Origin of the sequence: Arthrobacter sp. NPDC092385 (assembly GCF_044755105.1) — a bacterium.
GTDB lineage: Bacteria > Actinomycetota > Actinomycetes > Actinomycetales > Micrococcaceae > Arthrobacter_D.
The window spans coordinates 77,851-99,565 of the sequence record NZ_JBIVQL010000001.1; the positions used below are offsets into that span (position 1 = coordinate 77,851).

Genomic DNA, 21,715 nt, shown 5'->3' on the forward strand with positions numbered 1-21,715 from the left:
GCGTTCCCGGAGGAGACGGGCACTGCGGAACAGCAGTGCGGACAGCTCGACCTCCCGGGAGACGGGCAGGAAAGGATCGCCATGAAGAAGGTACTCGGCGCAACTGCAGGCCTGTTGATCCTGGTGGGAGCTGTCGTGCCGGCCGGCCAGTCAGTCGGCGCAGCGAGCTGGGATTGGCCCAAGGGCCAGATCACAGCAGGCAGCTGGGACTGGCCGAAGTAACAGGGAACTCCGGACTAGAGCCCGGAGGCCCCACCCAGAGCCCGCCCCAGCGGGGGTGATCACGAACCCTGAAGGAGAGAGCCATGAGCCAGGTGACCGCCGTTCGAACCGCCTCACGAACGGTCGTCAGCACTCAGTGGTGGCACCTCTCCCTCTCGACGGGTGGCTTCGATGTAGCGGACGGCATCATCGAGGAGCTGGTCACCCCGCTGGTGGCGCAGGCCCAGGCGCTCGGCGCCAAGCGCTGGTACTTCACGCGATACGAGGACCCGTCGACGGGGGTCGTGAGCCAGATCAGGCTCAGCATCCACGCACACCCCCGCGTCCTGGAAAGGCTCCGCGCCTTCCAGTGCGCGCTGCAGGCGCGCAGCGCCCGGAAGCTGCCCCTGCTCGTCGTCCGTCAGCACATCACGGCTCCGGCGAGCAACACCTACTACTCCGGCGGGCAGGAGATGGCTGATCCGCAGCTCGAGGCCAACCTCGTGAAGTACGGCGGGGTCGAGGGACTCCACCTCGCGGAAGAGGTCTTCGAACTCAGTTCGGAACTCGCCGTGTGGGGGAACCAGCGGTTCCCCCGGATGCAGAGCCGCTCGGCGCTCGGCGCGCTCGTGCTGTTCGACGCCGCGCAGAGCATGATGCGTGGTCCCCGCTCGGCGAGCTGGCCGGACCGCCGCCGGCTCTCCTGGGACTTCTACTGGGACAGCCACCTGCGGACGTGCACCGCGGACGTCGGCCCGCGCGGCTCCGGCGTCCGCGAGGCCATGGCGGTGCAGGTGGCATCCAAGGCGACCGGCTTCCACGCGCTCATGGCGGCGACGGCCTCCGAGTCAGCCGTGCACAACTGGCGGCGCCGCTGGTTCCGTGCGCTGGACACTTACCTGTACCGGGCGGACAAGGTGCGCGTCAGTCGCAGTGCGCAGCACCTCACCGTCTACCAGGCGCACATGACCCTGAACCGACTCGGGTTCGTGGCCCGGGAAGAGGCAGCGCTGGGCCTCTACGCACGGACCTGGAAGCCGCAGGTCGACCAGAAGACCGGGGCGCGGAATCCCCTGTAGACCATGGCCTGTCGGGCCCCTCGAGCAAAGGACTGCACCATGAACGCCAGGAACACCATCGTGCTGGCAGCCGATGACGCCGATCTCTCGGAGGTTCTCGGGTGTTCGTCGGAAGCCGTCGAGTCCATGCAGAACGACGGCGTCCTCGAATCCCAGGGCCAGCTCTGGGAGATCGGACCGGCGCGGGACTACCTGCGGGACGCCGCCTGGGCCGACAACCTCTGGCATTGACGGCGGCCCTGCCAGGAAGCCGCCGACGACGGACCCGCACCTAGGAGAGGACGCCGGCGCATCCCGCGCCGGCGTCCTGTTCCGTCCGCCCGGGATCAGGCCGCTGCAGGCGTGGCGGCACCGGCGAGGGCGGAGAGCACTCCGGTCACCTGCCCGGCGACCTCCGCGTCGTCCTTCGGGTGGAGGTCGGCGAAACGGGTGATGGAACCGCCGATGGACAGCTTGGCGTCATCGACCACCGACGCGCCGGCGACCCCGAGCGCCCGGCGGGCCTCGTCGTGCGCCCACACCCCGCCGTACTGCCCGAAGGCGGACCCGATGACCGCGGCAGGCTTGCTGGACAGGGCTCCCGCACCGAACGGACGGGACAGCCAGTCGATGGCGTTCTTGAGGACTGCGGGCATGGTGCCGTTGTACTCGGGGGAGACGAGCAGGACGGCGTCGGCCTCGGCGGCGGCGGCACGGAGGTCATCGGCGGCCTTCGGGCGGTCGGTGTCGTTGTCGATGTCCTCGTTGTAGAACGGGATGTCGTTCAGTGCATCGAAGGTGACGACGTCCACGGCGTCAGGCGCATGTTCGACGGCGGCTTCCGCGAGCTGGCGGTTGATGGAGCCCTCGCGCAGGCTGCCGACGAGGGTCAGGATGGTGGTGGACATGCATACTCCAGAGTGTGTGAGACCTCGCGGTCAGGCTGACGGGAACGCAGGACCTGCGTCTTCCCATGGTAAAGCGGACCCTGGTCCGCTTTATTCCGCCGCTATAGTGGCGGAATGCAGGGCGAGGGATTGCTCCGCGTCGCGGGCGACGACGGAGAGCGGACGGACGCGGCACGCAACAGGCGGCTCCTCCTCGCTGCCGCCGCCGAGATCGTCGCGTCCTGCGGACCGGACAAGCTGACCACGGATGCCGTCGCCCGCCGTGCCGGACTCGGCAAGGGCACGGTCTTCCGGAGGTTCGGCAACCGTGCGGGCCTCATGCACGCGCTCGCCGACGAGAGCGGCCGCTCCTTCCAGGAAGCCTTCATGGCGGGTCCGCCACCCCTGGGGCCCGGAGCGCCACCGCTCGAGCGCCTCATCGCCTTCGGCGAGGCGAGTATCGAGAGGATGCGCTTCGACGGGCAGATCCTGCGCGCCGCGGAGCAGCAGGGTGGGCCGGACCTCGAGCACCCGACTCAACAGCTCATCCGCCTGCACCTTTCCGTGCTGCTCCGCGGAGTGGGGGTCAGCGATCCGGAGCTCGGCGCCTACCAACTCGCCGCTTTCCTCAACGCAGGGCTCCTGATGCACCTCCAGGAGAACCGGGGCATGTCCAATACCAGGCTCGCGTCCTCCTGGCGCGTCCTCGTGGCCGGCCTCGCGGCGGATGCCGGTGACGCGTAACGGTCGTCCTCGCCCTTGTACACTGGCACGTGCCGGCACCCCGCGCGGTATCAAGGCCAGGTGGATGCAGGGAGGAGTTCCCGAGGTGATGTCCGACGACCCTCGCGCGGCCGCTGAACCGTCCATCCGCAGCCTCTCCGTGGTGGACGACGGCGTCGATACCGTTCCGCCTGCCGAGGTGGCCGCGCGCCTCCAGGACCTGCTGATAGACCATCCCGACGTGCAGGCCTTCCTCCAGGAGCTGGCCGAGTTCACCGCGCGGACCCTCGGGGTGGACGGGGACACCTACTGCGGCGTCACGCTGCAGCGCTCGTCGAACGAGCAGCTGACCGTCGGCAGCAGCGACGACAAGGCCAGGGCGATGGACGAGGTCCAGTACGACCACGACGACGGCCCGTGCCTGCACGCCCTCCGCGTGCACGACGAGGTGTTCATCGCCGACGTGCGGTCCGAGGACCGCTGGCCCGACTTCATGGAGCACATCGCCCGCGCCGGCGTCGGCGCCATGTTCTGCCTGCCCCTGGACCTCGAGGGATCGGCGCGTGCTGCCCTCAACCTGTACGCGGAGGATGCATCCGTGTTCGGCGAGCCCTACCGCCGGGCCGCCCGTGCCTTCTCGGTCCAGGCGTCGCAGGCACTGAAACTGGCCGTCCGGGTGGCCCAGCACGCCGCGACGGCGGAGGACCTGCATTCCGTGCTGCAGACGCGCACCGAGATCGACCTCGCTGTGGGGATCATCATGGGCCAGGACGGCTGCTCGCAGAAGGAAGCGTTCGACAAGCTGCGCCGGGCCTCGAACTCACGCAACGTCAAGGTCCGTGTCCTCGCCGCGGGAATGGTCGCGGGGCTCAACGGTTCCGTACCCCGCGCGCACTTCGACCCTTCCTGAGGGCTCGCGGTGTCGACGGCGGATGGACGGGTCAGGACGGCGCTGGTCGGCTTCGGCCACGGTGGCAGGGTGTTCCACGCCCCGCTGATCGAGCAGCCCCCCGGGTTCGACCTCGCCGTCGTCGTCACGCCCGGTCCGGAACGCCAGGACGAGGCCCGCTCCGCCTACCCGCATGCCGTCGTCGTCGCGACCCTCGAGGAGGCGCTCGGGGCGGTACCGGCGCTGGACCTCGCCGTCCTCGCCACGCCCAACGCCACGCACGCGCCGCTGGCGTGCGAGGCCATCGGCAGGGGACTCCACGTCGTCGTCGACAAGCCCTTCGTGGTGCACGCCACGGAGGGGGATCAGCTCCTCCGGGCAGCGCATGAGGCCGGCCGCCTCCTCGTGCCGTTCCACAACCGCCGGTGGGACGGCGACTTCCTCGCCGTGCGGTCGATGGTGGCAGCCGGGGTGCTCGGCGACGTCCATACCTTCGAATCAGCCCTGGAATCCTGGAAGCCGTCCATCACCAAGCAGTGGAAGCGGGATGCGGGGCCGGACGACGGCGGCGGTGTCCTGTACGACCTCGGTCCGCACCTGATCGACCAGGCGCTCGCGCTGTTCGGTCCCGCAGTTCCCGTCTTCGCGGAACTGCGGGCACTCCGTGAAGGTGCGGCGGCGGAGGACTCGGTGGTCCTCGTGCTCCGCCACGCGGGAGGGGTCACGAGCCACCTCCACGCGGGCACGCTCGTCCCCCTGGCCCGCCCCCGATTCCGCGTGGCGGGCTCGGTCGCGGGCCTCACCGTCACGGGCACCGACCCGCAGGAGGCATTGCTGGCAGCAGGAGTCCCGCCCGGGGAGATCCCCGGCGCGGTGCGTCACGGCGGGCAGCGGTACGCGGATCGCGGGCTCCTCGGCCGGGACGGGCAGGCGGAGGCGTTCGCGGTCGGCGCGGGGGACTACCCCGCCTTCTACGACGGCCTCGCCTCCGCCCTCCGGCAGTCCGCTCCCGTGCCGGTCGCCGTGGAGGATGCCCTCGCCGTGGTGCGCATCATCGAGGAGGTCCACGCCTCCTTCCCGCTCCGGCGGGGGACCCGCTAGTACTGCCTCAGACCAGCGCGGACCAGTCCTCCGCCAGTTCGAGTCCGTGCGCCTGCGACACCGAGTGGTGCGCCACCTGGCCGGAGGCGGTGTTCAGGCCACGGGCGAGAGCGGCATCCGCCGCGAACGCCCCGCGGACGCCCTTGTCCGCGAGTGCGACGGCGTAGCGGAGGGTCACGTTGGTCAGCGCGTAGGTCGAGGTGTTCGGGACCGCGCCCGGCATGTTGCCCACACAGTAGAACAGCGAGCCGTGCACGGTGAAGGTGGGGTCCTCGTGCGTGGTGACCCGGGAGTCCTCGAAGCAGCCGCCCTGGTCCACGGCGATGTCCACGAGGACGCTGCCGGGCTTCATGCGGGCCACGAGCGCGTTCGTGACGAGCTTGGGTGCGCGTGCGCCCGGGATGAGGACGGAGCCGATGACCAGGTCCGCCTCGAGGACCGACTTCTCGATCTCCAGGGCATTGGAGGCGACGGTCTTGACCCGGCCGGCGTACAGGGCGTCGAGTTCCCGCAGGCGCGCGATGTCGATGTCGAGGATGGTCACCTCCGCCCCCGTGCCGACGGCCATCGCCGTCGCGTTGGTGCCCGCGACGCCCGCCCCCAGCACGACGACCTTGGCCGGCCGGACTCCGGCGACGCCGCCCAGCAGCAGGCCCGGGCCCCCGGCGGGAGCGGTCATGACCTGCGCGCCCACCTGCACCGAGAGGCGCCCGGCGACCTCGGACATCGGCGCGAGCAGGGGCAGGGCCCGTCCGTCCTGCACCGTCTCGTAGGCGATCGCCGTGACGCCGGCGTCGAGGAGCGCCCGGGTCAGGGCGGGTTCGGCCGCCAGGTGGAGGTAGGTGAAGAGGATGAGTCCCTCGCGGAAGCGGTGGTACTCGGCGGCGACGGGCTCCTTGACCTTCAGGACCATGTCCGCGCGCGCCCACACCTCGTCCGCCGCGTCGACCAGTTCGGCGCCCGCCGCCTCGTATTCGGCGTCCGAGATGCTCGAGCCGACGCCCGCGCCGCGCTCCACGAGCACCGTGTGCCCGTGCGCCTGGAATTCGTGGACGCCGGATGCGGTGATGGCGACGCGGAACTCGTTGTTCTTGATTTCTTTGGGGACGCCGATGATCATGGGGTTCTCCGGGGTGCGATCGGGGCGGACGGGGTAGCTCAAGAATAGGTACCGCCAGGGGAGCCGGTCAGGGGATCTTCGGGCGAGCACGGACGGCTCCGACGCGGCGCCGCCCCGGGGTGTTCCCATCCGGGCCGTCATCCCGGGGCGCGCGCCCTGTGTGAGCTGGACCACTAGCAGGTGCCGATCCGCGCCGCCATCGACAGATGTCGAGTCCGGGAGCGGCAAGTGTCGTCCGACGCGTCCCGCACGCCTATCGTGGAACCGTGCAGAACCAGGCCATCGAGGACGTCGTCGAGTCCATCGCCCGAACGCTCGGGCGCGGTCTCTCCCTCGAGGATCCCGACGGGGTGCTCCTCGCCTACAGCAGCCACCAGACCTCCGCGGACCGGGTGCGCGTGAACTTCCTGCTGAGCAAGAAGGTGCCGGAGGACGTCAGCGAGTGGCAGCTCCGGCACGGGATCGCGCAGGCCGTCCGCGCCGTCGCCGTCCCGGCCAACGAGGAGCTCGGGATGCTGGGGCGCGTCTGCGTGCCCCTGCTGGTGCGCGGTTTCCGTGTCGGCTACCTGTGGGTGCAGCAGCAGTCGGACGATGATCCGGCGTCCGGGATCCTGGCGGCACTGCCGACTGTCCGGCCGACGATCGATCGCCTCGCCGAGTTGCTCCTCGAGACGGATGCGGCATCGTCCGGGCGCCGGACGCAGCGCGAAGCGACGTTCCTCGCGGCCTGCCGCGGTGTCGACGCTGCAGTCGACGAACTCCGCGGCTGGCGTGAACTCGATGGGCGCGGCCCATGGCGCCTGGCGCTGGTCCATGAACTGGCCGCACCGACGGGCCGTCCCGACGCCGACGACCCGCAGGAGGCCGCCCTGCTCCAGCGCACCCTCGCGCTGCAGGCGACGGTCGGCGTCGTCCCCGTGCTGTTCAGTGCCGGAGCGTCCACGTACTCCGTCCTCCTCTGCGCCCCCGGGGTCAGTGCCGGTGCCCTGCGCCAGGTCCTCGACAGGTACCGCACCGAGGTGGCGAAGCGGGCGGGCAGGCCGGCGGGCCGCTTCGTACTCGGGGTGAGTGAGCCGGCCGCCGATCCCCGCGACCTCGCGGAGGCCTTCCGCCAGGCCCGGCACGCCGTCCAGGCCGCCGCCGTGGATCCGCACCTCGGCGACGTCTCCTCCTACGCGGACATCGGCGTCTACCAGTTCCTCGGAGCCGTGGGCTGGCAGGCGCCCACGCACGGCAGCGTGCACTTCGCCGAATTGAGCGAGGCCGACCGCGTGGACGAACTCCTGCCGGTCCTGGAACTGCTCTACGACAAGAACGGCTCGGTGCAGGACGTCGCGTCCCAGCTCCACCTGCATCGCAGCAGCGTGTACAACCGGCTCGCGAGGATCCGTTCCGTCATCGGCGCAGATCCGCTCGCCGGGATGGTGCGGCTCGAACTGCACCTGGCCCTCAAGGCCCGCAGGTGGCGGGCCCGGCCCCGGTTCGAGCACTCCTAGGGGGCCGCCACCGATCGGCGCCGATCAGAGCGCCGCGTGGTTCTCCGGTTCCTCCACCGCCACGGCGACGGGTGAGGGGTCCTTGCGGCGCAACTGGCTGCGGAGCCACTCCTCGACGTCGGACCTCCGGATGCGCCGGTGCGATCCGCGATACTCGACCGGGAGCGTGCCGGCGTCGGTGAGCTTGCGCAGGTAGCTGTGCGAGATGCCGGCGAGCTCGGCAGCCTGCGAGGTCGTCAGCAGTTCGGCCACCGAGGTGACCTGGACCGCGTCCCCGTCGGAGAGGCGGGCGAGGAGATCGACGACGGCGGCCTGCGCCTCCTCCGGGAGCCGGTGGGCGGTACCGTCCACGAAGACCGTCACATCGCTGCTGCCGGTGAGGGTGCGCCGGAGGGGTCCCGCCTGCTCGGGCGGAAGTGCCGCTGCGGATCTCGGAGCCCTGGCCGTCATAGGGCCATTGTGCCAGCCTGCACGCGTCCGAGTACCCACCGACGGATGACGCGAACGGTTGCTTCCACTATGGGTAGGGGGCGTCTATATTCTAGGTATCAGTACCCTTACTACTTGCACCCAGCGTCGGTTGCAAGACTGGAACGGTGAATCTCATGACGACAATCGATCACGGGCGGAGCCTGCGCACGAGCGGTTCCCCTCTCATCCCCGCGGACAAGGGCGAAGCACCCTTCTGCCCCCGGTGCCGCACCGACGAATACCTGATCTTCGAGGAGTTCGTCCCCGCCCGGCAGGCGGAGCACTCGACCGATCTCATCCCGGCGAGCGCGAGCTACACCTGCTCCGAGTGCGGCCTGTTCAACGCCCACGCGGTGCCCGCATCCTGGCGCCCGCCGCAGTGGTTCTGGTACAGCTGACTGTCCGCCCCTGACAGCAGGCTCGGTGAGGACATCGGGAGGACGGTGCCGTGACCGGGGACAGCAGCGCGGAGCAGCAGAACGTGGTGAGCCGGGCCGCAGACGCCGTCGAGCAGGCGTCGGACACCCGGGCCCTGGACGTCGCCGCGCGGCTCGGGTTCGCTGCGCTCGCGGTGGTGCACATCCTGATCGGGATGATCGCCCTGCGCCTCGCCTTCGGCGGCAACGGCGAGGCCGAGCCGACCGGCGCCCTCGAGGAGGTGGCCGAGGGACGGTTCGGGCCGCTGATCATGTGGGTGTGTGCGGTGGGGTGCGCCGGCCTTGCGCTGTGGCAGCTCAGCGAGGCGACCCTGCGTGCACGCCACCTCGGTACGGGTGAGAGGCTCGGCAAGCACATCTCCTCCGGATCGCTCGTCCTCATCTACGGGTCGATGGCCGGGACGTTCGCGCGCTTCGCGCTCGGGGACGGCCCCGATTCCTCCGAGTCCACCGTGGACTTCACCCGGTCGCTCCTGTCCTCGACCTTCGGGGTGCTGCTCGTCTTCGCGACGGCGGGCATCGTCCTCGGGATCGGCGTCCACTTCGTCGTCAAGGGAGCGCGTCGCGGATTCCGGCCGGAACTCCGCACCTTCGAGGACACGGCACGCGGGCGCGTGATCGAGGTCTTCGGGGTCGTGGGGCATGTGGCCAAGGGCCTCGCCCTCCTCCTCGTCGGAGGGCTCTTCGTGATCGCGGGCCTGGACCGCGACCCACAGGAAGCCACCGGACTCGACGGCAGCCTCAAGGCTCTCCAGTACCACCCCGTGGGGGTGTACGTCCTCACGGCGATCGCGGTGGGACTCGTCTGCTACGGCGTGTTCGCCATCATCCGCTCCGTCTTCGGCCGCATGTGACGCCCCTGGCGGGGACGACGGCACGGCCGGCGGAACGCCGGATCACGTGCTGCCCGCCGGCCCGTGGACCGGGACCGCATGCCGGCTGGGCCGTCGGCGTGCTCCCCGGCGTCAGTATCGTCCCTGGGCCTCCACACGCTGATCGGCCTGCGCGGCCACCGGTACGAGGCGCGTGAGCTGTGTGACGTGCCGGGGTTCGAGCTCGCCGAGGTTCGAGACGCCGAGGAGGCGCATCGTGCGCTCGATCTCGTCCCGCAGGATCGCGATCGCACGATCCACGCCGTCGCGTCCGCCGGCCATGAGCCCGTAGAGGTAGGCGCGGCCGATGAGCGTGAATTTCGCCCCCAGGGCGATGGAGGCGACGATGTCGGCTCCGTTCATGATGCCCGTATCGACCATGATCGTGGCATCCCGGCCGACTTCCCGGACGACCTGGGGCAGGAGGTGGAACGGGATGGGGGCACGGTCCAGTTGGCGGCCGCCGTGGTTGGACAGGATGATGCCGTCGACACCCAGGTCGACGAGGCGCACCGAGTCCTCGACGTTCTGGACTCCCTTGATGACGATCTTGCCGGGCCACAGGTCGCGGATGACGGCGAGGTCGTCGTAGCTGATCGTCGGGTCCATCGCGGCATTCAGCAGATCGCCCACGGTGCCGCCGGTGTCGGTCAGGGACGCGAATTCCAGCTTCGGAGTGGTGAGGAAATCGACCCACCACCACGGCCGGGGGACCGCGTTGAGGATGGTGCCGATCGACAGCTGCGGAGGGATCGAGAATCCGTTGCGCTTGTCGCGGAGCCGGGCGCCCGCGACCGGCGTGTCGACGGTGAACATGAGGGTGTCGAAGCCGGCTTCCCCTGCTCGGCGTGCGAGCTCGTAGGAGATCTCCCGCTGCCGCATCACGTAGAGCTGGAACCAGTTCCGCCCGTTCGGGTTCGCCGCCTTCACGCCCTCGATGGAGGTCGTGCCGAGGGTGGAGAGGGTGAAGGGGATCCCCGCTGCGGCGGCTGCGGATGCGCCGGCGACCTCCCCCTCGGTCTGCATGAGCCGCGTGAATCCTGTCGGTGCGATCCCGAAGGGGAGCGCGCTGGGCCCGCCCAGGATCTCCACCGAGGTGTCGACGTGTTCGGCGGGACGGAGGATCGACGGGTGGAACTCGACGTCTTCGAAGGCCTGGCGGGCGCGGGTCAGCGACAGCTCACCCTCGGCGGCGCCATCGGTGTAGTCGAAGGCGGCTTTCGGGGTACGGCGTTTCGCGATGGTGCGCAGGTCCGCGATGGTGAGCGCCGACTGCAGGCGCCGCTTCTTGCCATTGAGCTCGAATTTCTTGAACTGCATCAGCTCGAGCATCTCGGCTGGAACGGGAAGTTGGCGCTTGGTCACGGAGTGATCCTTTCGGCGTCGGTCGAGGTGCTGAGGAGGGGGGGAAGGCAGGGGAGTTCTCAGCGAGCCGGGGCGTCATGAAGATAGCCCATCGGGGCGGAAGGCGCACCTGTCGGCGGTGTCACCCGTCCGGAGGGCTCGTAACGGACCGGGCTGGCGGCAGCGCGGGCGGCTTCACGGATCCCGGCCAGCCCCGGGCCGGCGGCCACCAGGCCGGCCGCACGGGCCTGGACGAGGATGTTGCCCAGTGCCGTGGCTTCCACGGGGCCCGCGAGGACGGGCACCTCGGTCCGGTCCGCCGTCAGTTGGCACAGCAGCGCGTTCTGCGACCCGCCGCCCACCACATGGATGACGTCGATGGCCTGGCCGGACAGCCGGACGGCGTCCTGCAGGGTGCGGGCGTAGGCCTCGGCGAGGCTGTCCAGGATGCACCGCACCACGGCCTCCCGTGAGGACGGCGCCTCCTGCCCCGTTGCCAGCGCAGCCCGGCGGATCCGAGCAGGCATGCCGTCCGGTGCGAGGAACCCGGTGCTGTCGGCGTCGATGGTGGGTCCGCCCCCGGGCAGTTCCGCCGCGGCGGCGAGCAGGCTCGCCAGGTCCGGCGCGGGGCCCTCGATGCCCCACTCCCGCAGGCACTCCTGCAGGAGCCAGAGGCCGCCGGTGTTGCGGAGGTACCGGATGGTGCCGTCGACGCCGCGCTCGTTCGTGAAGTTCGCCGCGCGGCTCTCGTCGGTGAGGATGGGGGCGTCGAGTTCGACACCCACGAGCGACCAGGTCCCCGAGGAGATGTAGGCGAAGTCCGGCGAGCTCGCGGGTACCGCGGCGACGGCCGATGCCGTGTCGTGTGATCCGACGGCGACCACCTGCGTGGACCCGGGCAGTCCCGTGGCTCCGGCGATCTCCGGAAGAAGCGTACCGACGACGGCGCCGGGTTCCACGAGCGGAGGGAAGAGGTCCGGCGCCAGGCCGAGTGGTGCGAAGAGATCGGCGGCCCAGGTGCCGGTGGCGGCGTCGAGCAGCCCCGTGGTCGACGCGTTCGTGGCCTCGGTGCGGCGCTCGCCGGTCAACCGGTAGGCGAGCAGGTCGGGGATGAGCAATGCCTGGACCGCGTCCAGGGACCGCTCGGCCGCCAGCTGGTACACCGTGTTGAAGGGCAGGAACTGCAGGCCCGTCCGGGCGTACAGCCGCTCCGGCGGCAGCGCGGCGTGCACGACGCCGACGCTCGCCTCGGTGCGTCCGTCCCGGTAGCTGAACGGCAGGTGGCGGAGCGTACCGGCGTCGTCGACCAGGCCGTAGTCCACCGCCCAGGTGTCGATCCCGATGCTCGCGACGGTATCCCCGGCCAGGGCGGCCGCCTCGGCAGCCGCCCTGAGCCCCACGAGGACCTCGCCGAACAACGCCTCGACGTCCCAGCGCAGGGCGCCGCCGAGGAACTGCACGCCGTTGGGGAACCGGTGCACCGTGACGAGTTCCGGACCGGCATCCGTCAGCTTCCCGAGGATCACCCGGCCGGAGGACGCCCCGATGTCGACGGCGGCGAAGACCAGCCCTTGATCACCGGCCATGTCAGCGCAGGAACGCGGCGGCCACGCCCGCGTCCACGGGGATGTGCAGGCCCGTGGTGTGCGAGAGTTCGGCGGACGTCAGGACGGCGACGGCGTTGGCGACGTTCTCCGGCAGCACCTCGCGCTTCAGGAGGGTGCGCTGCGCGTAGTACTCGCCGAGCTTCTCCTCCTCCACGCCGTAGACGGCGGCGCGCTTGGCGCCCCACCCACCGGCGAAGATGCCGGAGCCGCGGACCACGCCGTCGGGGTTGATGCCGTTGACGCGGACGCCGTACCCGCCGAGTTCGGCCGCGAGGAGGCGTACCTGGTGCGCCTGGTCCGCCTTCGTGGCGCTGTACGCGATGTTGTTGGGACCGGCGAACACGGAGTTCTTCGAGGAGATGTAGATGATGTCACCGCCCATGTCCTGCTCGATCAGCACCTTCGCCGCGGCCTGCGACATGAGGAAGGAGCCCTTCGCCATGACGTTGTGCTGCAGGTCCCAGTCCTTCTCGGTGGTCTCCAGGAGCGGCTTGGAGATCGACAGGCCGGCGTTGTTGACCACGAGGTCGAGCCCGCCGAAGGCCAGCACGGCGGCCTTCACGGCCTGGAGCACCTGGGCGGGGTCGGTGACGTCGGCCTGCACGCCGATCGCGACGTCGGGACCGCCGAGCTCCTCGGCCACCGCGCTGGCGCTGTCGATGTTCAGGTCCGCGATGACCACGCAGGCACCTTCGGCGGCCAGGCGTGTGGCGATGGCCTTGCCGATGCCCGATGCCGCGCCGGTCACCAGGGCGATCCGCCCGGCGTGGGACTTGGGCTTGGGCATCCGCGCGAGCTTGGCCTCCTCGAGGGCCCAGTACTCGATGCGGAACTTCTCGCTCTCGTCGATGGGCGAGTAGGTCGAGATGGCCTCGGCGCCTCGCATCACGTTGATCGCGTTGAGGTAGAACTCCCCGGCCACCCGCGCGGTCTGCTTGTTGGCACCGAAGGAGAACATTCCGACGCCCGGCACCAGCACGATTGCGGGGTCCGCGCCGCGCATCGCGGGGGAGTCCGGCGTGGCGTGGCGGTTGTAGTACGCGGCGTAGTCCTCCCGGTACTCCGCGTGCAGTTCGCGCAGGCGCAGCAGGCAGCTCTCGATGTCGGCGTCCGCGGGGAGGTCCAGGACGAGCGGCTTGACCTTGGTGCGCAGGAAGTGGTCCGGGCAGCTCGTGCCGAGCGCGCCGAGGCGGGGGTGCGCGGTCGATGCCAGGAAGTCGAGCACCCTGGGGTCGTCGGTGAAGTGGCCCACCTGTGCCTTGTCCGTGGAGGCGAGGCCACGGATGGTCGGTGCGAGGGCTGCGGCCTTGGCGCGGCGCTCCTGCTCGGGCAGCGCCGCGTAGCCCTCGAGGGCGGGGCCGAAGGGATCGGCCTTGCCGTGCTCGGCGATGTACCGTTCGGCCGTCTCGATGATCTCCAGCGAGTTCGCCTCGGCCTCGGCGGACGTGTCGCCCCAGGCCGTGATGCCGTGTCCGCCGAGGATGGTGCCGATGGCCTCGGGGTTGGCCTCCTTGATGGCGGCGATGTCGAGTCCGAGCTGGAAACCGGGACGGCGCCAGGGCACCCAGACGACCCTGGATCCGAAGATCGTGGAGGTCAGGGCCTCGCCGTCGGTCGCCGTCGCGATCGCGATGCCCGAGTCGGGGTGCAGGTGGTCCACGTGCGCTGCGTCCACGAGGCCGTGCATGGCGGTATCGATGGACGGGGCGGCGCCGCCCTTGCCGTGCAGCGTGTAGTCGAAGGCCGCGACCATCTCGTCCTCGCGCTCCACCCCCGGGTACACCGAGCGCAGGGCCTGCATCCGGTCGAGCCGCAGGACGGCGAGGCCCGACTCCTTCAGGGTGCCGAGGTCTCCGCCCGAGCCCTTGACCCAGAGGAGTTCGACGTCCTCGCCGGTCGCCGGGTCGAAGCCCGTGCCCTTGGCGGACGTGTTGCCGCCGGCGTAGTTCGTGTTCCGCTTGTCCGCGCCGAGCCTGTTCGAGCGCTCGATGAGGTCGTTCACGGTCGGATTGGTGGAGGCGGTGATGGGCCCCGTCGTCGTGGTCATCGTCATGCTCCCCATCCGGCCTGCTGGCCGCCCTGTCGCTCGCTGTTGATCCGGTCCTGGTAGCCGCTCTCGCGGAATGCCGCCATGGGGTCCGCGGGGAGCCCCTTCGATCCACGCCAGGAGGCGAGGCCCGGGCGGACGTCGGTGTAGAAGGCGTCCATCAGGATGGCGTTCGCGGCCAGGACGTCGCCGGATTCCTGTGCGGCGGCCAGCGCAGGCCGGTCGATGAGCAGGGCACGCGCCGTCATCTCCTGCACGTTCAGCACGGAGCGGATCTGGCCGGGGATCTTCTCCTCCAGGTTGTGGCACTGGTCGAGCATGAGGGCGATCCCGCTGGACGGGTCGAGGCCGCCGCCACGGACCACTTCGGCCATGATGCGGAACAGCTGGAACGGGTCCGCCGCGCCGACGATCAGGTCGTCGTCCGCGTAGAAGCGCGAGTTGAAGTCGAAGGACCCGAGCTTCCCGAGCCGGATCAGCTGCGCCACGATGAATTCGATGTTGGTCCCGGGGGCGTGGTGGCCGGTGTCGAGGCAGACGAGCGCCTTCTCGCCGAGCTGCAGGCAGTGCGCATAGGAGGTGCCCCAGTCGGGGACGTCCGTGTGGTAAAACGCCGGCTCGAAGAACTTGTACTCCAGCACCAGGCGCTGGTCCTCGCCGAGGCGGTCGTAGACCTTCCGCAGGGATTCCTGCAGCCAGTCCTGGCGGGATCGCATGTCGGCCTGGCCGGGGTAGTTGGAGCCGTCCGCGAGCCAGATCTTGAGGTCGCGGGAGCCCGTGACGTTCATGACCTCGATGCACTCGTACATGTGGTCGATCGCCTTGTTCCGCACCGCGGCGTCGCTGTGCGTGAGGCTGCCGAACTTGTAGTCGTCGTCCTGGAACGTGTTGCTGTTGATGGTTCCCAGCGTCACGCCGTGCTCCGCCGCGTGGTCGGCGAGGATGCCGTAGTCGTCCACCTTGTCCCACGGGATGTGCAGGGCGACGCTCGGGGCCAGGCCGGTCAGCTTGTTGACGATGCCCGCATCCGCAATCTTCTCCTGCACCGTGCGCGGCGTGCCCGGGGTGGCGAAGACCTTGAAGCGGGTGCCGGAATTGCCGTAGGCCCACGAGGGCACTTCGATGGCGAGCTGCTCCAGCTCCGCCGAGATGTCGTCGATGACAGTCATGTACTCTCTCCAGCTCGGATGGCGACCGGGTGCTCCATCACACCTCGGGCGGCGATTTCTCGGGGGTCTTCCTCCGCCCCGGACGGGTCGGGAGAGGGAAGCAGAATTGCCGCGCCATTGAATCGTTTCATTGGCACGTTTCAAAGTTATCCTTGCCCTAGACGAGTGTCAACAGTCCTGCCGGTGCCGCAGCCGAGACCGGACACGAGCTTCGAGGAATCCATGGACAGCCGACCAGTCAGCATCAAGGACGTCGCCGACCGGGCAGGTGTGGCGATCGGCACGGTCTCCAACGTGCTCAACCACCCCGCGCGCGTCTCCGCTGCCACGAGGGAACGCGTGCAGGGGGCGATCGACGAACTCGGCTTCGTGCGCAACGACGCCGCCCGGCAACTGCGGGCGGGCCAGAGCCGCACCATCGGCCTGATCGTGCTCGACGTCGGGAACCCCTTCTTCTCGTCCCTGGCGCGTGCCGCAGAGGACTGTGCCGCCGAGAACGGCAGCACGGTGGTGCTGGGGGACAGCGGCCAGGATGCCGGGCGGGAGGCGAGGTACATCGACGTCTTCGAGCAGCAGCGCGTCCAGGGCATGCTCATCTCGCCGGTCGGAGACGTGGGCCCCCGCGTCGATGCGCTGCGCAGGCGTGGCATGCCCGTGGTGCTCGTGGACCGCGTCGACCCGCAGCGCCACTGCAGTTCGGTGTCCGTGGACGACGTCGCCGGCGGCTACATGGCGGTCCGGCACCTGCTCGCGGCAGGGCGGCGGCGCATAGTCTTCGTGGGGACCAGGGCGGACTACCGCCAGGTGGCGGACCGGCTGGCGGGCGCGCGCCAGGCCGTGGAGGAGCACGACGGCGCGGTACTGGAGGTCGTCGAGGCGGACGCCATGACGGTCCTCGCGGGCCGCGACGTCGGGGAGGTGATCGCCCAGCGCCGGGCGGATGAGCTCCCCGACGGCATCTTCTGCGCCAACGATCTCCTCGCCATCGGCGTCATGCAGGCGGTCCTGCTGATCCGCGGCCTCCGGATCCCCGAGGACCTGGCGCTCATCGGGTACGACGACATCGATTTCTCCGCCTCCGCCGTCGTCCCGCTGACGAGCGTCCGCAAGCCCACGGAGCTCATGGGGCGCACGGCTGTCGAACTCCTCCTCGAGGAGATCGAGCGGCCGGCTTCGCGGCGGCGTCAGGTGATCTTCGACCCCGAGCTCGTGGAGCGCGGAAGCACGACCGCACCCGCTCGGGTCGCGGCAGGGCCCACGCCGGTCTGACGGGGAGGTTCCGCCTCCGTCCGGGGCTGTTGACGGTGATCCGGGTCACGCCTACTATTCGGTATGAACCGTTCCTCTGAAACGATTCATTTTTCCCGAGGAGATTGCAGTGACGCATCCTGATGGCCGTGGCAGTGACGCCACGGACCCCGCCGCACCGGTCCGCACGCCCGTGCTGACGCTCCGAGGGGCACTGAAGACGTTCGGTCCGGTCGTCGCCCTGGCGGACGGGACCATCGATCTCGCCGCCGGCGAGATCCACGCACTCGTGGGGGAGAACGGCGCCGGGAAGTCGACGCTCGTGAAGATCCTCGCCGGTGTCCACCAGCCCGACGCCGGAGAGTTCCTCGTCGCGGGGCAGCCCGTCAGCTTCCGCAGCGTCGCCGACAGCAAGGCGGCCGGCATCTCGGTCATCTACCAGGAGCCCACGCTCTTCCCCGATCTCACGGTCGCCGAGAACATCTTCATCGGCCGCCAGCCGAAAGGGCGCCTGGGCCTCATCAGCCGGACCGAGATGCGCCGCCGGGCGAAGGACCTCTTCGACCAGCTCGGCGTCCCGATCGACCCCGACCGCGTAGCAGAGGGCCTGTCGATCGCGGACCAGCAGATCATCGAGATCGCGAAGGCCATCTCCCTCGATGCGCGCATCCTGGTCATGGACGAACCCACCGCCGCACTGAGCGGCGTCGAGGTGGACCGCCTCTTCGCCGTCGCCCGCCGCCTGCGCGATGCCGGCAGCGGCATCCTCTTCATCTCGCACCGCTTCGAGGAGGTCTTCGGCCTGTGCGACCGCATCACGGTCATGCGGGACGGCACCTACATCGCCACCCATGAGACGGGGGCGACGTCGGTCCAGGCGATCGTCCGCGAGATGGTCGGCCGTGACATCGACGCCCTGTTCCCCAAGACCGAGACCGAGACCGGCGACGTCGTCCTGCGCGTGAGCGGCCTGACACGCCCCGGCGTCTTCCACGACGTCGACTTCGAGGTGCGGGCAGGCGAGATCGTCGCCCTGTCCGGGCTGGTGGGGGCCGGACGCACGGAGGTGGCCCGGGCCGTCTTCGGCATCGACCGCTACGAGTCGGGCAGCGTCGAGATGTCCGGTCGTCCCCTGCGCCGCAAGGATCCCCGGGCCGCGATCGACGCCGGGATCGGCTTCGTCCCCGAGGACCGCAGGAAGCAGGGCCTGGTCATGGAGCTGTCCGTCGAGCGGAATGCGGCCCTCACGCTTCGCCACTCGCTCGCCAGGTTCGGCATCATCAGCGGCCGGGCGGAGCGTGAGGCGGCCCAGACCTGGGGCAAGCGGCTCCAGGTCAAGGCGGGTTCGCCCGAGCACGCCGTCTCCACCCTGTCCGGCGGCAACCAGCAGAAGGTCGTCCTCGCGAAGTGGCTCGCCACGGACCCCAAGCTCCTCATCATCGACGAGCCCACGCGCGGTATCGACGTGGGTACCAAGAGCGAGGTGCACCGCCTCATCTCCGAGCTCGCCGGGCGGGGGATCGCGATCCTCATGATCTCGTCCGAGCTCCCCGAGGTCCTCGGCATGGCCGACCGCGTCCTGGTGATGCGGGAAGGCCGGATCACCGCCCGCCTCGACCGCGCCGACGCGACCGCCGAAACCGTCATGCACGCCGCCACCGCATCCCTGGAGTCCTCGCGATGAGCCTCGACAGCAAGAGCGCGGCCCCCGCGCACCCCACCGCCCACGAGCGGCCCTCGGCGTTCGCGTCCTTCCTGAGGCTCCGCGAACTCCCGGTGATCCTCGCCCTCGTGGTGCTCATCGCCGTGACCGCGGCCATCAATCCGCTCTTCCTCAGCGAGCAGGGCATCAAGGACCTGCTCCTGAACGCCACCATCCTCATGATCCTCGCCGTCGGACAGACACTGGTGATCATCACCCGGAACATCGACCTCTCCGTCGGGTCCATCCTCGGGCTCGTGGCGTTCGGGACGGGGAGCATCTTCGTCGCCGCACCGGGCCTGCCGATCATCGCGGTGTTCGTCCTCGGCATGCTCTTCGGCGCGGTGCTCGGTGCGCTCAACGGCCTGCTCATCACCATCGCGAAGGTCCCTGCACTCGTCATCACGCTGGGGACGCTCTACATCTTCCGCGGCATCAACAACGCCTGGGCCGGCGGCACCCAGTACTTCGCAGGCGACCGCCCCGAGGCGTTCGGCAACCTCTCGGTGGACACCGTCCTCGGGTTCCCCGTGATCACCCTGATCGCGGTGGTCGTCGTGGCGATCGTGGCCGTCTACATGCTCGGCACCAGGCCGGGCCGCGACCTCTACGCCATCGGGTCCGAGCCCGACGCCGCCCGGCTCTTCGGCATCCCCGTGACGCGCCGGGTCCTGCTCGCCTTCGTGGTGAACGGCCTGCTGGCGGGCCTGGCCGGCGTCCTGTACGCGAGCCGCTTCAACTCGGTGGGCGCGACGACGGGATCGGGCCTCGAGCTCGATGTCGTCGCCGCCGCGGTGGTGGGCGGTGTCGCGATCTTCGGTGGCAGCGGCACGGTCGTGGGGGCCGCCATCGGTGCCCTGCTGCTGACCACCATCACGAGCGCCCTGACCGCGCTGCGCGTGGACAAGTTCTGGCAGCAGGCCATCGTGGGCATCCTGATCCTCGCCGCCGTCGTCATCGACCGGATCGCCGGTGTGCGGTCGGCCCGCAAACTCCGGATCGCGGAGGCCCGCAATGTCTGATCCCACCGGCGCACCGGCCGTCGTCCGGCACGAAGGGCACGAGCCGGAGAGCGGCTCCGAAACGAAAGGCAGGCGCATGGCCGCAACACCCGGAAGCACCAGGCCGCGAGCGGAGAAGCGCCCGAAGCAGGGGCGGGCCGCGGCCGACACCTCCACGGTCCTGGCGGTCCCCAAGGGTCGCACCGGTGCCGCGCGCATCCTGCTCGGACGCGACGCCGTGATGATCTACGTGCTGCTCGTCGTCGTGATCTACGCGAGCCTCGTGATCCCGCGCTTCGCCTCACCGGTCACCGTGGGCTTCCTGCTCCTCGACGTCATCCCGACCCTGCTCATCGCCCTGCCGATGACACTCGTCATCATCTCGGGGGAGATCGACCTCTCGGTCGCGAGCATCGCCGGCCTCACCAGCGCCCTCATGGGGGTCCTCTGGCAGGGCGGCATGCCGATCGCGCTCGTCCTGGTGGTCTGCGTGCTGGCCGGCCTCGTCGCGGGCGCCTTCAACGGGGTGCTCATCGCGTATCTCGGCCTGCCATCCCTCGCCGTCACCATCGGTACGCTCGCGCTCTTCCGGGGCCTCGCGCTCGTGGTGATCGGCGACAACGCCGTGGCGAACTTCCCTCCCGGCCTCACCGCCTTCTTCACCTCGAAGATCGGCGGCACGGGCATCCCCACCGTCATGGTCGGCGTCGTCCTGCTCATCATCGCGTTCGCCGTCGTCCTGCACTTCACGCCCTTCGGCCGCGGCCTCTTCGCCCTCGGCTACAGCAAGGAAGCCGCGACGTTCGTCGGGATCGACGTCGCGCGCTCCAAGTTCCTGCTGTACCTGGCCACCGGGACCGTGTCGGCGCTCGCGGGCATCTACTGGACCCTGCGGTACTCCAGCGCCCGCAGCGACAACGCGAGCGGCCTCGAACTCGCGGTCATCGCGGCGGTGCTGCTCGGCGGCGTCTCGATCTTCGGCGGCAAGGGCTCCATCCCGGGCGTGCTCGCCGGTGTGCTGCTGATCGGCACCATCAACTACGCCCTGAAGCTGGATCGCGTCTCCGAGGTGGTCCTCATCATCGTGACGGGCTCCTTGCTCATCATCTCGGTGGTGGCGCCGAACATCGCGTCCGCCATCAAGGGGGCCCGCCATGCCAGGCGTGTCCGCACTGCTCCACTTCCCTAGGCCGTTCCCCTGGGGTTGCACCCGGCGCCTGGTTCCCAGCGCCCATCGAAAGGAAGAAACAATGAGGTTTATTCACTCCGGATCCACCGGACGGCGGGCGGCTTTCGCGGCCCTGGCAACGAGCGCCGCACTGGTCCTCAGCGCGTGCGGCGGCGGCGCTGCCACCGAGGGCGGCGGCAGCGAGGGTGGCAGCGGGTCGGACGGCGAGCAGACCATCACGTTCATCCCCAAGCAGCTCAACAACCCCTACACCGACGTGGTGCTGGGCGGTGGTGAGGACGGTGCGACCGAAGCGGGCTTCGCCTCCTCCGAGGTCGTCGGCCCGCTCGATGCCAGCGCCTCCAGCCAGGTGTCCTTCATCAACGCCGAGACCCAGCGCGGCACCAACGTGATCGTGATCGCGGCCAACGATCCCGACGCCGTTGGACCCGCCCTCGAGGAGGCCCGCACGGCGGGCTCCAAGATCGTGGCCTTCGACTCCGACACCAACCCGGACTATCGCGACCTCTTCGTCAGCCAGGTCAACGCGAAGGACGTGGCCCTGATCCAGCTCGAACTGATCTCCGAGCAGATCGGAGGAGAAGGGGAGATCGCCATCCTCTCCGCCACCGCCAACGCCACCAACCAGAACGAGTGGATCAAGTTCATGGAGGAGGAGCTGGCGTCCAACCCGGACTACGCCGGCATCGAACTCGTGGCCAAGGTCTACGGTGACGACGACGACACCAAGTCCTTCCAGGAGGCACAGGGACTCCTGCAGGCCTACCCGGACCTGAAGGGCATCATCTCGCCCACCACGGTCGGTATCGCCGCGACCGCCCGGTACCTCTCCACCTCGGAGTACAAGGGCAAGGTCGCACTGACGGGCCTGGGCCTGCCGAACGAGATGCGCCCGTTCGTCAAGGACGGCACCGTCACGGAGTTCGCACTCTGGGACCCGGCACAGCTCGGCTACGTGGCGGCCTTCGCGGGCAAGGCACTCGCCGACGGCGACATCACCGGCGCACCCGGTGACACCTTCGAGGCCGGCGAGCTCGGCGAGCGTGAGGTCGGCGACGGCGGAGTGGTCCTCGTGGGTCCGCCCACGCAGTTCAACGCCGAGAACATCGACGACTACGACTTCTAGTCGTCCAGAAGGGGAGGGGTGCCCTCA

General features: G+C 69.9%; 21 protein-coding genes. 14 read left to right on the forward strand and 7 right to left on the reverse strand.

What is annotated here, in order from left to right:
- The first annotated feature begins 81 nt into the window (after positions 1-81).
- From ACIQCY_RS00375 to ACIQCY_RS00385, 3 genes are all read left to right on the forward strand, one after another.
- Entirely contained in the window at positions 82-222 is a 141-nt protein-coding gene (locus ACIQCY_RS00375; RefSeq protein WP_400481904.1) for a hypothetical protein, read from the forward strand.
- 83 nt (positions 223-305) lie between these two features.
- Positions 306-1,280: a lantibiotic dehydratase C-terminal domain-containing protein gene (locus ACIQCY_RS00380; RefSeq protein ID WP_400481905.1), complete on the forward strand. Its 975-nt coding sequence runs from the start codon at positions 306-308 to the stop codon at positions 1,278-1,280.
- Positions 1,281-1,319: 39 nt separating this feature from the next.
- Positions 1,320-1,511: a hypothetical protein gene (locus ACIQCY_RS00385; RefSeq protein WP_400481906.1), complete on the forward strand. Its 192-nt coding sequence runs from the start codon at positions 1,320-1,322 to the stop codon at positions 1,509-1,511.
- Between the two features lie 95 nt (positions 1,512-1,606).
- On the opposite strand, the gene ACIQCY_RS00390 is transcribed toward ACIQCY_RS00385, so the two are convergent.
- Positions 1,607-2,167: an NAD(P)H-dependent oxidoreductase gene (locus ACIQCY_RS00390; protein WP_400481907.1), complete on the reverse strand. Its 561-nt coding sequence runs from the start codon at positions 2,165-2,167 to the stop codon at positions 1,607-1,609.
- A gap of 114 nt (positions 2,168-2,281) precedes the next feature.
- Between ACIQCY_RS00390 and ACIQCY_RS00395 the strand changes: the two genes are divergently transcribed.
- The 3 genes from ACIQCY_RS00395 (at position 2,282) to ACIQCY_RS00405 (ending at position 4,859) form a co-directional block, all read left to right on the forward strand.
- Complete coding sequence (locus tag ACIQCY_RS00395) at positions 2,282-2,890, forward strand: TetR/AcrR family transcriptional regulator (protein WP_400481908.1); 609 nt, start codon at positions 2,282-2,284, stop codon at positions 2,888-2,890.
- Positions 2,891-2,978: 88 nt separating this feature from the next.
- Entirely contained in the window at positions 2,979-3,779 is an 801-nt protein-coding gene (locus tag ACIQCY_RS00400; protein ID WP_400481909.1) for an ANTAR domain-containing protein, read from the forward strand.
- A gap of 9 nt (positions 3,780-3,788) precedes the next feature.
- Positions 3,789-4,859 carry a Gfo/Idh/MocA family oxidoreductase gene (locus tag ACIQCY_RS00405; protein WP_400481910.1) on the forward strand — a complete coding sequence of 357 codons (1,071 nt, stop codon included), beginning with the start codon at positions 3,789-3,791 and terminating at the stop codon, positions 4,857-4,859.
- Between the two features lie 7 nt (positions 4,860-4,866).
- Here the strand turns inward: ACIQCY_RS00405 and ald are convergent, their stop codons facing one another.
- Positions 4,867-5,979: an alanine dehydrogenase gene (gene ald, locus ACIQCY_RS00410; protein WP_400482422.1), complete on the reverse strand. Its 1,113-nt coding sequence runs from the start codon at positions 5,977-5,979 to the stop codon at positions 4,867-4,869.
- 266 nt (positions 5,980-6,245) lie between these two features.
- Between ald and ACIQCY_RS00415 the strand changes: the two genes are divergently transcribed.
- Complete coding sequence (locus ACIQCY_RS00415) at positions 6,246-7,475, forward strand: PucR family transcriptional regulator (RefSeq protein ID WP_400481911.1); 1,230 nt, start codon at positions 6,246-6,248, stop codon at positions 7,473-7,475.
- 24 nt (positions 7,476-7,499) lie between these two features.
- Here ACIQCY_RS00415 and ACIQCY_RS00420 read toward each other — a convergent pair whose 3' ends face one another.
- A complete protein-coding gene (locus ACIQCY_RS00420; protein ID WP_400481912.1) occupies positions 7,500-7,925 on the reverse strand; it encodes a helix-turn-helix domain-containing protein in 426 nt (141 codons plus the stop codon).
- Positions 7,926-8,080: 155 nt separating this feature from the next.
- Between ACIQCY_RS00420 and ACIQCY_RS00425 the strand changes: the two genes are divergently transcribed.
- Positions 8,081-8,344 carry a hypothetical protein gene (locus tag ACIQCY_RS00425; protein ID WP_400481913.1) on the forward strand — a complete coding sequence of 88 codons (264 nt, stop codon included), beginning with the start codon at positions 8,081-8,083 and terminating at the stop codon, positions 8,342-8,344.
- 50 nt (positions 8,345-8,394) lie between these two features.
- Positions 8,395-9,237: a DUF1206 domain-containing protein gene (locus ACIQCY_RS00430; RefSeq protein ID WP_400481914.1), complete on the forward strand. Its 843-nt coding sequence runs from the start codon at positions 8,395-8,397 to the stop codon at positions 9,235-9,237.
- Between the two features lie 111 nt (positions 9,238-9,348).
- On the opposite strand, the gene ACIQCY_RS00435 is transcribed toward ACIQCY_RS00430, so the two are convergent.
- Genes ACIQCY_RS00435 through rhaI form a run of 4 tightly spaced genes read right to left on the reverse strand, consistent with a single transcriptional unit; the run spans position 9,349 to position 15,422 of the window.
- On the reverse strand, positions 9,349-10,620 hold the full coding sequence (locus ACIQCY_RS00435; RefSeq protein ID WP_400481915.1) for an alpha-hydroxy-acid oxidizing protein: 1,272 nt from the start codon (positions 10,618-10,620) through the stop codon (positions 9,349-9,351).
- A 59-nt stretch (positions 10,621-10,679) separates the two neighbouring features.
- The gene (locus ACIQCY_RS00440; RefSeq protein ID WP_400481916.1) at positions 10,680-12,185 is read right to left on the reverse strand and encodes a rhamnulokinase family protein; all 1,506 of its coding nucleotides are present in this window, start codon (positions 12,183-12,185) and stop codon (positions 10,680-10,682) included.
- Between the two features lies 1 nt (position 12,186).
- Positions 12,187-14,268, reverse strand: coding sequence for a bifunctional aldolase/short-chain dehydrogenase (locus ACIQCY_RS00445; RefSeq protein ID WP_400481917.1), 2,082 nt, complete (start codon positions 14,266-14,268; stop codon positions 12,187-12,189).
- Entirely contained in the window at positions 14,256-15,422 is a 1,167-nt protein-coding gene (gene rhaI, locus ACIQCY_RS00450; protein WP_400481918.1) for an L-rhamnose isomerase, read from the reverse strand. Before rhaI ends, ACIQCY_RS00445 begins: the two co-directional genes overlap by 13 nt.
- A 222-nt stretch (positions 15,423-15,644) precedes the next feature.
- On the opposite strand from rhaI, the gene ACIQCY_RS00455 reads away from it, so the two are divergent.
- The 5 genes from ACIQCY_RS00455 (at position 15,645) to rhaS (ending at position 21,688) form a co-directional block, all read left to right on the forward strand.
- Positions 15,645-16,691, forward strand: a complete 1,047-nt coding sequence (locus ACIQCY_RS00455) for a LacI family DNA-binding transcriptional regulator (protein WP_400481919.1) — start codon at positions 15,645-15,647, stop codon at positions 16,689-16,691.
- Positions 16,692-16,800: 109 nt separating this feature from the next.
- On the forward strand, positions 16,801-18,354 hold the full coding sequence (locus tag ACIQCY_RS00460) for a sugar ABC transporter ATP-binding protein (protein ID WP_400481920.1): 1,554 nt from the start codon (positions 16,801-16,803) through the stop codon (positions 18,352-18,354).
- The gene (locus tag ACIQCY_RS00465; RefSeq protein WP_400481921.1) at positions 18,351-19,394 is read left to right on the forward strand and encodes an ABC transporter permease; all 1,044 of its coding nucleotides are present in this window, start codon (positions 18,351-18,353) and stop codon (positions 19,392-19,394) included. The genes ACIQCY_RS00460 and ACIQCY_RS00465 overlap by 4 nt, the downstream gene beginning before the upstream one ends.
- Positions 19,387-20,562 (forward strand): ABC transporter permease, encoded by a 1,176-nt coding sequence (locus tag ACIQCY_RS00470; protein WP_400481922.1) that lies wholly within the window; start codon positions 19,387-19,389, stop codon positions 20,560-20,562. Before ACIQCY_RS00465 ends, ACIQCY_RS00470 begins: the two co-directional genes overlap by 8 nt.
- A 61-nt stretch (positions 20,563-20,623) precedes the next feature.
- On the forward strand, positions 20,624-21,688 hold the full coding sequence (rhaS, locus tag ACIQCY_RS00475; RefSeq protein ID WP_400481923.1) for a rhamnose ABC transporter substrate-binding protein: 1,065 nt from the start codon (positions 20,624-20,626) through the stop codon (positions 21,686-21,688).
- The last annotated feature ends 27 nt before the right edge of the window (positions 21,689-21,715 follow it).